General features: G+C 37.0%; 14 protein-coding genes. 5 read left to right on the top strand and 9 right to left on the bottom strand.

The features are described 5' to 3' along the window. Positions 1-2 precede the first annotated feature (2 nt). From tolR to AC5YDH_RS02360, 4 genes are all read right to left on the bottom strand, one after another. Positions 3-455, bottom strand: a complete 453-nt coding sequence (tolR, locus tag AC5YDH_RS02345; RefSeq protein ID WP_496116679.1) for a protein TolR — start codon at positions 453-455, stop codon at positions 3-5. Further along, the gene (tolQ, locus tag AC5YDH_RS02350) at positions 455-1153 is read right to left on the bottom strand and encodes a protein TolQ (RefSeq protein ID WP_496116680.1); all 699 of its coding nucleotides are present in this window, start codon (positions 1151-1153) and stop codon (positions 455-457) included. The genes tolR and tolQ overlap by 1 nt, the downstream gene beginning before the upstream one ends. Positions 1154-1179: 26 nt before the next feature. Next, complete coding sequence (gene ybgC / locus AC5YDH_RS02355) at positions 1180-1587, bottom strand: tol-pal system-associated acyl-CoA thioesterase (protein WP_496116681.1); 408 nt, start codon at positions 1585-1587, stop codon at positions 1180-1182. 368 nt (positions 1588-1955) lie between these two features. After that, positions 1956-2342 (bottom strand): hypothetical protein, encoded by a 387-nt coding sequence (locus tag AC5YDH_RS02360; RefSeq protein ID WP_496116682.1) that lies wholly within the window; start codon positions 2340-2342, stop codon positions 1956-1958. 290 nt (positions 2343-2632) lie between these two features. Between AC5YDH_RS02360 and AC5YDH_RS02365 the strand changes: the two genes are divergently transcribed. After that, positions 2633-3226 (top strand): hypothetical protein, encoded by a 594-nt coding sequence (locus tag AC5YDH_RS02365; RefSeq protein ID WP_496116683.1) that lies wholly within the window; start codon positions 2633-2635, stop codon positions 3224-3226. Positions 3227-3249: 23 nt separating this feature from the next. Here the strand turns inward: AC5YDH_RS02365 and ruvB are convergent, their stop codons facing one another. The 3 genes from ruvB to AC5YDH_RS02380 all read right to left on the bottom strand — a co-directional run bounded on the left by ruvB (position 3250) and on the right by AC5YDH_RS02380 (position 6364). Then, a complete protein-coding gene (ruvB, locus tag AC5YDH_RS02370) occupies positions 3250-4257 on the bottom strand; it encodes a Holliday junction branch migration DNA helicase RuvB (RefSeq protein ID WP_321089110.1) in 1008 nt (335 codons plus the stop codon). A 28-nt stretch (positions 4258-4285) separates the two neighbouring features. Next, the gene (ruvA, locus tag AC5YDH_RS02375; RefSeq protein ID WP_496116684.1) at positions 4286-4888 is read right to left on the bottom strand and encodes a Holliday junction branch migration protein RuvA; all 603 of its coding nucleotides are present in this window, start codon (positions 4886-4888) and stop codon (positions 4286-4288) included. A gap of 135 nt (positions 4889-5023) precedes the next feature. After that, entirely contained in the window at positions 5024-6364 is a 1341-nt protein-coding gene (locus AC5YDH_RS02380) for a deoxyguanosinetriphosphate triphosphohydrolase (RefSeq protein ID WP_496116685.1), read from the bottom strand. A gap of 207 nt (positions 6365-6571) precedes the next feature. Here AC5YDH_RS02380 and AC5YDH_RS02385 point away from each other — a divergent pair, with 207 nt between their 5' ends. The 3 genes from AC5YDH_RS02385 (at position 6572) to AC5YDH_RS02395 (ending at position 12101) form a co-directional block, all read left to right on the top strand. After that, a complete protein-coding gene (locus AC5YDH_RS02385) occupies positions 6572-7609 on the top strand; it encodes a M20/M25/M40 family metallo-hydrolase (protein WP_496116686.1) in 1038 nt (345 codons plus the stop codon). Positions 7610-7916: 307 nt separating this feature from the next. Further along, a complete protein-coding gene (gene purL, locus AC5YDH_RS02390; protein WP_496116687.1) occupies positions 7917-11753 on the top strand; it encodes a phosphoribosylformylglycinamidine synthase in 3837 nt (1278 codons plus the stop codon). 219 nt (positions 11754-11972) lie between these two features. Next, on the top strand, positions 11973-12101 hold the full coding sequence (locus tag AC5YDH_RS02395) for a KGW motif small protein (protein WP_496116688.1): 129 nt from the start codon (positions 11973-11975) through the stop codon (positions 12099-12101). A 513-nt stretch (positions 12102-12614) separates the two neighbouring features. On the opposite strand, the gene AC5YDH_RS02400 is transcribed toward AC5YDH_RS02395, so the two are convergent. Beyond that, the gene (locus AC5YDH_RS02400) at positions 12615-13229 is read right to left on the bottom strand and encodes a MarC family protein (protein WP_496116689.1); all 615 of its coding nucleotides are present in this window, start codon (positions 13227-13229) and stop codon (positions 12615-12617) included. Positions 13230-13533: 304 nt separating this feature from the next. On the opposite strand from AC5YDH_RS02400, the gene AC5YDH_RS02405 reads away from it, so the two are divergent. Then, positions 13534-13845, top strand: coding sequence for an NGG1p interacting factor NIF3 (locus AC5YDH_RS02405; protein ID WP_496116690.1), 312 nt, complete (start codon positions 13534-13536; stop codon positions 13843-13845). 21 nt (positions 13846-13866) lie between these two features. Here AC5YDH_RS02405 and AC5YDH_RS02410 read toward each other — a convergent pair whose 3' ends face one another. Further along, the gene (locus AC5YDH_RS02410) at positions 13867-14907 is read right to left on the bottom strand and encodes an AbrB family transcriptional regulator (RefSeq protein WP_496116691.1); all 1041 of its coding nucleotides are present in this window, start codon (positions 14905-14907) and stop codon (positions 13867-13869) included. Positions 14908-14959: the final 52 nt, after the last annotated feature.

The following is a 14959-nucleotide window of genomic DNA, read 5'->3' on the forward strand; positions in this document are numbered from 1 at the left end:
AATTATTTTAATGGCTCTGTAAGCAAACCTACCTGAGTAAGCCCCGCTTCTTGAAGACTGTTCATGAGTGACATAACTTCACCGTATGAACGTGTTTTTTCACCTTCAATGACTACATTAAGTTCTTTGTTTTCAGTTTTTGCGGTTTGTTGAGCTTGACTTAAAATAGCCGTAAGTTCTGCAAGTTCTAAAGGTTGATCGGCTTTTTGATCTTTATACTGTAAGAAATATTGTCCATCTTTATCTAAGCTGACAATAGCGGGCGCATCTTTAGATTCCATTGGAGTGCTATTTGCTTGAGGTAGATCGACTTTAATTCCGCTTGTGATCATTGGCGCAGTCACCATGAAAATCACTAAAAGTACAAGCATCACGTCAATATAGGGAACGACGTTCATCTCACTTTTTAGTGGTTTTTTGATACGCTCGAAGCGTCCTGAACGTTGAATCGCCATTATTTTTGATCCTGATTTGAATCTAAAGATTGACGTTGTAATAGTGCAATCATTTCTTCAGCAAATAAAGCACGGTCTGAATAAATAGATTCGCCTTTAGCTGTGAAATGGTTAAATGCTAATACAGCAGGAATTGCGGCAAAAAGACCAATAGCTGTTGCAATGAGGGCTTCTGCAATACCTGGAGCTACAGTGGCTAAGGTAACTTGGTCTACATCTGCAAGACCAATAAAGGCATTCATAATGCCCCAAACTGTACCAAATAAACCTACATACGGTGCAACAGAGCCAATACTTGCAAGCGCACCTAAGCCTTGTTCTAAATAACCTTGGTCACGGCTTAAACCAACACGTAAAATACGTTCTGTACCTTCAATTGTTTGATTTGATGATGCATTGCGCTTTTTAAGTTTCAGGAACTCTCCTAAACCTTGATAGAAAATATCTTCTAAGCCAACTCGTTTTGAGTTGAGCTGAGCATTGTTATATAGGGTATTTAATTCTGCACCAGACCAAAAGATTTTTTGGAAATGGTCATCTTCTGCTTGAGCTTTTTTATAGCTCATATGTAATTTGGCAATTAAGTACCAGCTAAATAATGATGCTAAAAGAAGCAAAAGCATAATTAGTTGTACAACTGGACTTGCTTGGAGAATAAGATCAGAAACGTGCAGGGTAGATTCTATTTGTGTTGCCATAATTACATTGAGCCAATTAATTTTTTTTAGTCTTGTTCCAATTCTTTTAGAATTAGTTCACGAATTTCTTCTGGGAGACGAGATGGTCGCATATCTGCATTAATACATGCCAATTCGACCTCACCAGATGCCAACATAATTTCACCACGATAAATATTCTGTTGCAATACAAAAGATGAAGCTTTACAAGAAACAACACTCGCAGTGACTGTTATTAAATCATCCATAAGAATTGGGCGTGAATATTTTAAGTTAATTTTATGTACCACAAAATTGTAATCTTTTTGATGCCAATAATGATCTATACCAGAAGCACGAAGCCATTCTGTACGAGTACGTTCCATAAAGCGAATATGATTTGCATGGTAAACAATACCACCAGCATCGGTATCTTCAATATATACACGAATGTTGAATTCGAATTTATTCGCCATTTTGGTATCCCATTTCTTTATTTCAAAGTGTTTTAGAAACTTTTGACTCAAATTTTAACTTAATATTTTACGAAAATATTTGATAAAAGCCGTGTTTTTCAGGGCAAGAATTTTATCATAATGACTTTGTTGTCCTATGGCACAAGGTTTCAAACTTAAGTCATTGAGTGTAAGTATATTTAGCTTAGTATAAAGTCATAAAAATAACTCATAGGATATTTTGTAAGTATTTGTTTTGTATGGTTGTTTTGTGGTTTTTGGGTTTGTGCGCACCTTGAATTATGTTTTAGATAGAAGCTAAAAGCGTAATAAATGCACTTTAATGTTGTTGTTTCTCCTGAATATTTTTAAATAATCATGTTTTAGGTTTATGCAAGTTGGCATTGAAGAGGGTGTACTTTTTCATTGCCTTGAAGATATAGGCTGTTTGTTGAGTTGTTCACAGCTAAAGTGTAATTTGCATTTGGTTGGTTTTGAGTTGTCCAGCCAAATTGTTTAATTGTATAGAGTTCTTGATTTGCGTTACTTTGCGAAATAGCCTGACCATTCCAGCATTTCTTTTGAGTGCATACTGTTACTTTTGAATGATCTTGAATAGAAACTTTGAATGAAGAATCTAAAACAGAACTAGAATGACAAGTTTTGTTTTTACATCTAATTTCATTGATTGTATTTTGGCAATTCCATGATGAAGTGTTTGCCCAAAGTAGTGTAGGGGCAATACTTGTACAAAGTATAATAATTAGAGTTTTCATTGTTAGTATCCTGTATTTATTTGGATTTTTTAGTACTTATTATTGTGTTTAGTGTTGGTGATCTGTTTTTATTAAGAATAATCATTATGTGATGTAAGTCACAAATATATAATAATATGTGATTAAAAAAATATGCAATGGTTTTAAGTGTGATCAATTTAAAATGTTTAATTGGAAAGAGGGTTAAGACCTGTTTTTATTTTTTAAGATTACTTTTTTTGTTTTAAGTTGTTGATTTTGTTTGGTTGGTTTTGTAGCTTTGCTATGGGGAAAATAATATTGAGAACAATGTGACACAACAAAATACGCAAGCGGTAGTTTTACAACAGCCGACTGATCAAATGATACGTTTGGATTTACAGCACTCAACGGATTGGGTGGTTGCTGGATCTGTATTGCTGAGTTTGATAGGTTTTTTACTGACAAGTTATCTTGTAAAAAAAACAACGCAGAATCAAATTGAATCAAATGTTAAGTTATATGAAAGTCAGGAAAAACTTAAATTGCTTGAGATTGACGAATCAAGGAATCTCCAAATTATAAATAAGCTTTGTGAAATTGAGCACTCAGTAAATAATATGCGTATTCTTTTTATAACAAAAAATAAGGAGGTATGGTTGGGAAATCTAAGTTCTAATGAGTTAATAGAACTTAAACAAGAAATGGTTGATTTACGATCATACATTATTAGTATTAGTCATTTTGTTAAGGTTTATAAGAGTTTGAATATAAAAAATAATGCTATAGATATTTATAATAAAATAGATGAAATTTTATCTGTAATGATGAATGGTGATACAGAGGAAGTGAATCATCAATTACAAGATCTCATAGATTTGAATAATAACTTTATTGATGTTATTCATGAACTACTTAATAAGTAAAGCAGCCTAAGCTGCTTTTTTTCTTACTTATCTTTCGGCTCTGGCGGTGTTAAACCAAACTGTAAATACGCCATATTTGTGGCAATACGACCACGTGCGGTACGCATAACATAACCTTGCTGAATTAAATAAGGCTCAATGACATCTTCAAGTGTACCCGAATCTTCCGCCATAGCCGCAGCCAAAGCTTCCACACCAGCAGGCCCACCATCAAAACGTTCAAGTAACATGCTTAAATAACGACGGTCTAAAGTATCTAAACCATCTTTATCTACTTTCAGCATATCTAAGGCAAGTTGCGCCATTTCTTGTGTTACTTCACCTGTGCCTTTCACTTGTGCATAATCACGAACACGGCGTAATAAACGGTTTGCAATACGCGGTGTGCCGCGCGCACGACGTGCAATTTCTTTTGCACCATCGTCTGTCATTGGCACATCCATTAGATTTGCCGAACGCGAAACAATGTGCGTTAAGTCTTCAACAGAATAGAATTCTAAACGCTGAACAATACCAAAACGGTCACGAAGCGGAGAGGTGAGTAAGCCTGCTCGTGTGGTTGCTGCAACTAAAGTGAAAGGTGGTAAATCTAACTTGATTGAACGTGCAGCAGGACCTTCACCAATCATAATATCGAGTTGGTAATCTTCCATTGCAGGGTAAAGAATTTCTTCAATTACAGGCGAAAGACGGTGAATTTCATCAATAAAGAGAACATCACCTTCTTCTAAGTTGGTCAGCATGGCTGCCAAATCACCTGCACGTTCAAGAACTGGTCCTGAAGTCGACTTTAAATTACCACCCATTTCACGGGCAATAATGTTGGCAAGTGTAGTTTTACCTAAACCCGGCGGTCCAAAAATAAGCGTGTGATCGAGTGCTTCGCCACGACCACGTGCTGCACCAATGAAGATTTCCATTTGTTCGCGAACCACAGGCTGACCAATGTAGTCATCGAGTGAGGTTGGTCGAATGGCACGATCAAAATGATCTTCAGGTTTTTCAGAACCACTAATTAAACGGTCTTGCATATATTCTGATTCTTCTCTAATCGGCTAATTATCTATTCATCGACTTTAATGCTGCACGGATAATTTCACCTGCTTCGGTCAATTCACCTTTTACTGCATTTACAAGTTTCTGCGCTTCAAGTGGTTTGTAACCTAATGATTGTAAAGCTGCTTCGGCTTCAGCAACAGCAGAACTTCCTGTGAACTGAATTTGTTCTACTGTTGAATTGGTTGGTTGTGAGCTTGTAGACATAGCTTTGAAGCGATCACGCAATTCAATCATGAGGCGTTCAGCAGTTTTTTTGCCTACACCCGGAACTTTAACAAGTGTATTCACATCTTCGTTTTCAACGGTATGAACAAGCATTTCCACGCTGAGTGTCGAAAGAATCGCAAGTGCCATTTTTGGCCCAACGCCATTAACTTTTAATAAAGTACGGAAAATGGTTTTTTCACGTGAATCTAAAAAACCATATAATAATTGAGCATCTTCACGAACGGCTAAGTGAGTCCAAATTGTTGCTTTTTGACCTTTCTGTAATTGGCAAAATGTAGACAGTGGCGTATCTATTTCATAGCCAACACCATTTACATTTAAAACAACGGTGGGTGCTTCCAATGCTAATACTTCGCCAATAAGACATCCGATCATGTTTGTTTTCGCTTCTTTGTTAATACGCTAATAGTAGTGGTGATTGCTTTTAAAGGCAAAAAATCCAATTGAATGTTTGTGGATAATCTATGCAATTATCCACACAATTCGTTCAAAAAATGCTGAGTTATAGATTTAGAGTAAACCTGCTTTATTTCCTTGTAGCTCTTGAGCCAAATTATAAGCTTGATGATCTGAAAACTTAGAAATTAAATCAAGTACTTGCATGATGTTGTCATAATGATCATCGGAAAATTGAGTGCCTGCACGTGTTAAAATTGCGAATAATCGATTTTCTTTAAAACTTAATGTTTTGTTTGGTGTGGTGAGTGGAATAAAAGCATCTAAAATATGTTGTAAGCTTTGATGGGCAATAATTTCTAAACCTGCTTTTTGCGGATGTTCGAAAATTTTATTTTTTGCAAGATTTTTTGCTTTATTAATACCGAGTTCAATATCAGGTGAGCAGTACTGTAATAAGCTTCCTGAAAGTTGCCCCATTAATATTTCACCATGTTTTTGGGCAAAAGCAGTGGTTACTTCATCGACTAGACGCTTCATAACTCGACCACGTAAAGCTGCAATTTTTTGTTGCCATGTTGTGGTGGTCAGTGCCAGTTCTTCAGGTGTTCCATAGTCGCCAATCAAATCTAAGAAAATAGGTTCGACTTCTTCATACGTCAGCATATTTAAAATAATGCCATCTTCAAGGTCGATTAATGCATAACAAATATCATCAGCAGCTTCTAATAGATAGGTAAGTGGATGACGGCAGTAATGGTAATCACCAAGTTGAATTAAACCGAGCTGTTCTGCAATTTGTGCCAAAATTTCTTTTTCAGATTGATAACAACCAAATTTTGCTCGTTGGCTTGCAGGAATATTACCTTGTGAGCTGATGGTTTTAGATAACCATGGATATTTTAAGTAAGCACCTAAGGTGGCATAGGTTAAACGCATGCCACCATTGTTCGGGTGATAGTCGATTTTGGTCAAAAGGCGTAAACCTTGTGCATTGCCTTCAAATTGACGTACATCGGCTTCTTGTTCAGGGCTTAAATCTTTTAAGAAGTCTGTATGCGAGGCATCATCAAACCATTCACGAATGGCATATTCACCAGCATGTCCAAAGGGCGGATTGCCAATATCATGCGCTAAACAGGCTGCTTGAATAATTGCGCCTACATCGGCAGGGGTAATCCAAGGCGGTAACTCATCTTGGATTTTTTCAGCGGCAAGCATACCCAATGAACGCCCAATACAGGACACTTCTAATGAGTGGGTGAGGCGAGTGTGAATACCATCGTGTTGTGTAAGGGGGTGGACTTGAGTTTTACGGTTGAGCTGTCGAAAACTTTGCGAAAATATAATGCGGTCATAGTCTTTATGATAAGGGCTTCGTGCTTGTTCTGTACTTTGCTTTTTACTGCCTAAACGAACTGTTGAAAGTAGTTCTAACCATCTCATTTGCATCATTTATCGTTATTCGCTCATCTCTTTGTTTATTATCATGCCAAAAAATGAAACAAAGCTCTAGTCGAGTGCGACGTAGCTTGTCTTTTATTTAAATGGTTCTATCAGTGAATTTACGTAAAAGATATATTTAATTATGAGTGCAGTGTTTAAAATTTGCATGTGTTTTACGTTTTAAAAGAAATAACAAAGGGTTTTAGGATTTTGAAAATGAAAAATAGTAAATTTTTGGCTTTAGCCGTAGCAGTATCTTTAGGTTTTTCTTTAACGGCATGTAATACAGTAGGTCGATCAGAGGGAGCATCACAGGTTTCAGCAGTTATATCTGACCCAAGTATTAAACTTGATAGTACACGTATGATGACTCACTTAGTTGCCTTTCAAAAAATTGCACAAGCCAATGGTGGGAATCGTGCTGTAGGTACAAAAGGTGGCATGGCATCTGCAAAATACATTTTAGATGAGGCAAAAAAAGCGGGTTTACAGGTACAAATGTTAGCGTTTGAAAATCGTGAAAAAGTGGTGGGGCAAAATATATTTGTAGAAATTCCAGGACAAACGAATGAATCAGTCGTATTGCTAGGCGCACATTATGATTCTGTAAAAATGGGACCGGGGATTAATGACAATGCTTCAGGTGTCGCATTGCTTCTAGATTTAATGCACCAATTAAAGGCTTCGAAAGAAAAACCTCAAAATACAATTGTTCTTGCTTTTTGGGATTCTGAAGAAACAGGCATTGCGGGTTCACAAGACTATGTAAAAAAATTAAGTGCTGAACAATTAAAAGGCATTAAGGCCTATATTAATGTAGATATGGTTGGAACAAAAAATCCAGATGTCATGATTGCTGATGCGTCTAAATCATCGGTAACGGACATGGAAAAATTGTTTAAAGAACGCCAAATGGATGAAAATGATTACAAGCCAGTTTTAGATAGTTTGAGAGCAGTTCCTACTCATGCTGGCGATATTGCATTGGAAAATACGTTATCTGAGTTTTTTAAAGATAAAAAAATTACGTTGAAAAAAGATGTATCAACTTTAACAGCAAGTGATACAGCACCCTTTTTAGGTAAAGTTCCTGTGACTTCCATCATTATGTTTAATGAGCAAATGAACGGAGATGAACTTGAGTTTGCGCCGTGTTATCACAAAAAGTGCGACACAATTGATCAGGTTGATCCAGAATCATTACAAATTGCGGGTGATGCGGTGGTCTATTTGTTGAATAGTCTATCTAGATAAGCAATGTATTGAATTCAATTTAGGTTTCTGCCCAAAATTAAAATGTAGATAAAGATTGCTCAAACTCTTTTTAATGGGCAGAACTCCTTTAGAATGATCAATATAGTTAAAACATGTGGTTAAAATTTTTATACATTCAAAATTTTTATCTGAAAATAAAGAATTTCTTTAAGTTTGTTACAGTTATTTTGCCGATTAATCTGTATTTCCATCTAGCCGATTTATCCAATACACAGTAGAATATGCGCTCTCTTCAAGTCACATTGTGGCAAGGTTCAAAAGACCTGCCCGTGGAGCCAAAATCAGCATGTTTATCGTGGCCGGTGCACCAGCACACTCTTCTTTTAAGAAAACGCAACTATTAACACGTCTATCTTCAATTAGTTCTGTTCAATCTATAGAAAGCCAGTGGGTTTATCTATTTGACCAAGCGTTGAATGAGCAACAACAGCAATCTGCTTTACAGCTATTAAACGATGGTCAATCTTTTGAACTACGCCAAGCTACAAGTGATGAAGTTCAAATATTAGTCACACCACGTGTAGGTACAATTTCTCCGTGGTCATCTAAAGCAACGGATATCTTTGCCAATTGTAATACCCCTATACACCGCCTTGAACGCGGTGTTTTGTTTACTTTGAAGGGTCTAAAAGACATTTCTCAAGAAGTAATTTTGGCATTGCATGACCGCATGACAGAAAGTGTTTTCAATCAAATTGAAGATGCTGCTGCATTGTTTTTAGAAACTGAACCAAAGCCTTTAAATTCAATTGATATTTTAGGTCAAGGTAAAGATGCACTGGTTAAAGCAAACTCTGAATTTGGTTTTGCATTATCAGATGAAGAAATCGATTATTTAACAGACGCATTTATCAAAATGGGTCGTAACCCGCATGACATCGAATTAATGATGTTTGCGCAAGCGAACTCTGAGCACTGCCGTCACAAAATTTTTGGTTCTGAGTGGACAATTGATGGTGAAGTTCAACCATTGTCATTGTTCCAGATGATTAAAAATACTTATAAAGAATCTCCAACAGATGTATTGTCGGCATATAAAGACAACGCTTCTGTAATTGTGGGCTTCGATACTCAGCGTTTCTATCCAAAACAAGATGCTGAAACCGGTCATCATGTTTATAAGTATAAGAGCCAAGCTGCTCATATCTTAATGAAGGTAGAAACACATAACCATCCAACTGCGATTGCGCCATTTGCTGGTGCTGCAACAGGTTCAGGCGGTGAAATCCGTGATGAAGGTGCAACAGGTCGTGGTGGTAAGCCAAAAGCAGGTTTAACAGGCTTTACGGTTTCTAACTTAAATATTCCTGGTTTTGAACAACCTTGGGAAGAAAATTACGGCAAACCATCTCGTATGGCTTCTCCACTTCAGATCATGATTGATGGTCCTTTGGGTGGCGCTGCATTTAATAACGAATTTGGTCGTCCTGCGTTAAATGGTTATTTCCGTACTTTCGAACAAAATGTAAATGGCGATGTAAAAGGCTTCCATAAGCCAATTATGATTGCGGGTGGTTACGGTAACATCCGTCCTGACCATGTAGAAAAAGATGCAATTCAACCGGGCGATTTATTAATTGTTCTTGGTGGTCCTGCAATGCTGATTGGTTTAGGCGGTGGTGCAGCATCTTCTGTAGATAGCGGTAAATTGGGTGAAAACCTTGACTTTGCTTCTGTACAACGTGAAAACCCAGAAATGGAACGTCGTTGCCAAGAAGTTATTGATACTTGCTGGCGCATGGAAGATTACAACCCAATCGTATCTGTACATGATGTAGGTGCGGGCGGTGTTTCAAATGCAATGCCTGAATTGGTGAATGATCACGAATTAGGTGCGGTACTTGATTTACGTAAAATTCCATCGCTTGAAAAAGGCATGTCTCCAATGGAGATTTGGTCAAACGAAGCGCAAGAGCGTTATGTATTGGCTATTCGCCCAAGCTCTTTAGAATTGTTTGAATCTATTTGTGAACGTGAGCGTTGCCCGTTTGCAGTGCTTGGTGAAGCGACTGAAGCTCGTCATTTAACTGTTGAAGATCCATTGTTTGAAAACAAAGCTGTGGATATGCCAATGCAAGTGATGCTTGGTGGTACACCGCGCATGAGCCGTACTTTTGAGACAATTGAACGTAAAGGCGATGACTTTGAAGCTTCAAAAGTAACTGATCTTAAAGATGCGATTTACCGTGTTCTTAAAAACCCGACAGTTGCGTCTAAATCATTCTTAATCACCATTGGTGATCGCTCTATTACGGGTATGGTTGCACGTGATCAGTTTGTAGGTAAATGGCAAGTTCCTGTCGCGGATGCTGCGGTAACTACAACAAGCTTAGTGGGTTACACAGGTGAAGCAATGGCAATGGGCGAACGTCCACCCGTTGCACTTCTAAATCCTGCTGCATCGGCACGTTTATCTGTTGCCGAGTCAATCTCGAACATCATGTCTGCAAAAATTGACCAGATTAGCGACATTAAATTGTCTGCAAACTGGATGGCTGCGGCAGGTCAACAAGGTGAAGACCAAGCATTATTCGAAGGCGTAAAAGCTATTGGTATGGAAATGTGTCCTGCATTGGGTATCGCAATTCCTGTAGGTAAAGATTCTTTATCTATGCGTACTACTTGGAATGATGAAGGTGAAGATAAAGCTGTAACATCTCCAATGTCAGGCGTAATTACTGCATTTGCACCAGTGACCGATGTTCGTAAAACCTTAACACCTGAACTTAAAAACTTAGAATCTGTACTTGTACGTATTGACTTGTCTAAAGGTCAATTCCGTTTAGGTGGTTCGATTTTAGCGCAAGTGTATAAAGCAATCGGTTCTGTGACTCCTGATGTTGATAGCTTTGATGACTTCAAAGCATTCTTTGCATTGGTTCAAGACTGGAACAACCGTGGCTTAATTCAGGCTTACCATGACATTGGTGATGGTGGTTTAGTTGCGACTGTTGCGGAAATGATGTTTGCTTCACGCTTAGGTGTGGCATTAGAAGATCAATCGGTTGCATCGTTATTTGCAGAAGAAATTGGTGCAGTGCTTCAAATCAGTAAGTCTGATTGGGCAGCATTAGAAGCCGAAGTTGTAGCATCTACATTGAAAGATGCAATTGCAGTAGTTGGTACTGTAAACAATACAGATACTTTAACTGTAAATGGTTTAAGCCTTGATCGTAGCGATCTTCAAGTGGCTTGGACTGAAGTGTCACACCAAATCCAACGTTTACGTGACAACGTAGAAACTGCAGATCAAGAATTTGCTTTAATTACAGACAAATCACACCAAGGTTTAATTGCTAAACCTACGTTTGATTTGAATGAACCAATTGAAGCGCCGTACATTGCGGAACGCCGTCCAAGCATGGTGATTTTACGTGAACAAGGTGTAAATGGTCATGTTGAAATGGCTGCTGCATTTGACAAAGTCGGTTTCAATACTGTCGATGTACACATGAGTGATTTACTTGCAGGTCGTGTAAGCCTAGATGATTTCGAAGGTTTAGTGGCGTGTGGTGGCTTCTCTTACGGTGACGTACTTGGTGCAGGCGGTGGTTGGGCTAAATCGGTATTGTTCAATCCGAAGCTTCGTGACCAGTTCGAGAAATTCTTCAACCGTGATGAAACATTCTCTTTAGGTATTTGTAACGGCTGTCAAATGTTGTCACAACTTGCGCCATTAATTCCTGGTGCAGAAGCTTGGCCACGTTTCCATCGCAATACATCTGAAATGTTTGAAGCACGTGCTGTAAACGTACGTGTTGAAAAATCGAAGTCTGTATTGTTAGAAGGTATGGAAGGTTCGATTTTACCAATTGCGGTTGCACATGGTGAAGGTCGTGTTGTAGCGCCGGAATCTAATATTGCTGCGTTGAATGCGGGTGACCAAGTGATTTTACGTTATGTAGATAGCTATGGTAACCCAACGCAACATTACCCAATGAACCCGAATGGTTCTCCTGAAGCGATTTCAGGTGTGACGTCTACAGATGGTCGTGCAACAATTATGATGCCACACCCTGAACGTAATTTCCGTGCTATTCAGCATTCTTGGAAACCTGAAGATTGGGATCAAGATGGTGCATGGTTACGTATGTTCCGTAATGCACGTAAGTTCATTGGTTAATTTGAACTGCGTTTAGAAAAAGCCACCTTCGGGTGGCTTTTTTATTTTGTTGCAATTTAAAGATGATTTGTACATAAACTTGCTAGACTTGGTTCATATTTTGCATTTATATAAAGGTAATGATGTTTTTGTGTGTTTTATGCACAGAAAAATTACAACAATTAAGTAGTTGGATAACTCGATAATTTCAGTATCAACACTCAAGTATGAGGTGATGAAATGATTAATAGTGAAAAGCTCACGGATGATAAAGTTGAACTAAAGCAGAAAGGTTGGAAATTATTTGGTGCTGTTATTGTGGTTCAGGCTGTATTGCTGAGTGCAAGTTATGTGTTGAATAGTTTCTAGAAATAGAATAAAAAAACCACCGTAAGGTGGTTTTTTTATTGCTGGAAATATTTCTCTTACTTTTGAAAGGGCAATAGTAATAAAAAACTTTTATTAGAATGAAGAAGCATTTTTTCTTCACAGTCTAACGTGCGATATGAAGATTCTTATGAAAAGGCTAATGAATATCAGGAGGAAGAACGACAAGCTATTCAATTATTTAGAAATCTTTATGATATTAGAAAAAAAGTACAATTAAAGAAAATTTGATTAAATTAAAATATTTAAGACTTATAAAAGTTATTTAATCTATCAATGAATGCTCCTTCTCCCTAACTCTCTCTTAAAAGGAGAGGGAATACCAATATTAATTTTTTATGTTTATTAATATTATAGTAATGAATTTAAATACTTAAACTCATTTACTAGTTTCCTGAAAAGACCAACTTATCATCTTAGAAGTAGGGATATGAAATAGAGAAGTAAAAAAAGCTTTAGTTATAACTAAAGCTTTTAAAGTAACGGTGAACACAATTAGCCTAAGTTAAAAGCGCCTGTAATACCTGCAATTAACATTTGCGTACCAATGACAGCCAAAATAAGCCCCATTAAACGCGTCACAATGTTTAAACCATTTTGACCAATTTTGGAAATAATTTGATTACAAAAAATAAAACAGAAGTAAGTGATGACACATAGAACAAAGAAAACAGCGATTGTTAATAAATCTGTTTCAATACCGCCAGAAGAATAGCTCATTGCTGTTGCGATCGTTCCAGGTCCAGCAAGTAAGGGTACGGCTAATGGAGAAATTGAAATATCATTATTGGTATCTGCATTACTTGAAGAGTGGATTGTAGATGCAGAACCTTGCAGCATGTGATAACCAATCATAAATACAAGAATACCGCCTGTAATACGTAGTGCAGGTAAGGTAATTCCAAATAAGGTAAAGATTTTTTGTCCAAGTAATGCAAACAATGAAATTAATATGAAAGTTAAAGTAAGTGCTTTTAGAGCAGTCGCTTTTTTCATTTCATTGCTCATACTGCCTGTTAAACCGGCAAATGCAGCAGTATTTGCAATTGGATTCATGATTGCAAAGAACGCCATAAAGACAGTCAGCATGTGTTCATAAAGCATATTCATTGGTGTTCCCTTGTTGTACTAGTGCAATTTAAATATCTGTTTTTATTAATTTAAGGAATAAAAAAGATGAATACAAGATTTATTAACAATCATCTATTTATTTTATAGTATTTAGGTCGGTTTTTATTTTTTATTGATTGAAATTTAAACCATTATGGAATTTAGTATTTTATATGTAGCTTGTGATTTAACGCTTAGGTTCAACTATACAAAGTGATATGACTGAAAGTTGGAAGAAAAAATGATTATAGATCATGGGTAAGATTTGTTAAATTGATAACAGTAATTATGGGGTGGTTGGCTAATGTTAAAGCTTATTTATTATGTTCCTGAATCTCATCTTGAATCTACTAAACTTGCTATCTTTGACGCGGGTGCTGGTGGTATAGGTCATTATGAACATTGTGCTTGGCAAGTGCTTGGTACAGGTCAATTTAAACCTGTAAAAGGCGCGAATCCATTTATTGGTGAACTTGAAACATTGGAACAGCTACCTGAATGGAGAGTCGAAACCATTGTGCCTGAAGAAAAAGCCAAAATTGTGGTAAATGCATTGAAAGCAAGTCATCCCTATGAAGAACCTGCTTTTGAGTTTTTACAAATTATTGATATTTAAATGTAAGACAGGGCTGAAAAATCATTTTTTGTCGGGATTAAGTTTTTTATCAATATAAAGATATAAAGGACCTACGGTGCTCATGACTCCAATCATTCGTACAACATGAAATGCCGTGACCATAGGAACACCTAAATGAAGTACTTTTGCGGTTAGGGTCATTTCAGCAACTCCACCAGGTGATAAACCCAATAAAATAGTGGGTATAGGAATATCAACAAAATAAACCAAGGCATAAGAACATAAAAATGCCATACCAATACTTAAGATATTTGCTCCTGCTACAACAGACATATATCTTGGTGCGGTTTTAAAGAAACTTTGACTAAACTTATTTCCTAAAGACCAACCTAAAAGCACCTGACCTAAATGCAAAATAGATGGTGGAATAGATGATAATTGAATGCTGTTTGATGTTAGAAGAATAGCGACAAGTAAAGGACCAAATGTCCAAGGGTTGGGAAGTTTAAATTTTTTAAAAATAAAGCACCCTAATAAACATAAGACAAATAGCAAAATGAACTTTCCCCAATGAATAGGGATGCTTGAAATTAAAGATTGATCTGAGCCATGCCAACCCATTAAACGGTAAAAGAAGGGGATAAATACAACGACTAACAGAACACGTAAAGCATGTGCAGATGCTACTTTATCTACGCGAGCTTGATAATGTTCGGCTAAATTCGACATTTCATTTGCACCACCAACCGCAGAACCAAACCATGCTGTTTTAAAGTCGACATGTCCCCATTTAAAAACAATACATGCAGTTACTGCACCCATGATTAATGCAAAGGCTAATCCTACCAATAAAACTGCCCAATGGCTGAGTACTGTTCGAATCATATCGGGGGTGAAATATAAACCTAGCGATAAGCCAATAATAAGCAGACCAACTTGACGTGCAGATTTATGACATTCGATAGGTGCATTGTTGATTTTTAAAAGAGCGGTTACAAATAAAGGACCAAGTAACCAAGGAATAGGCAAGTTGAGTTGCTGCGCTATAAATGCACCACAAAGGGCAAAGCAAAAACTGTAGAAATATTGGAAATAAAGCATACCGTTTTATATGTATCTTAAAAAGGAGTATCAATACACAATTTGTATGTTG

It is taken from the genome of Acinetobacter sp. FY683 (assembly GCF_059515885.1).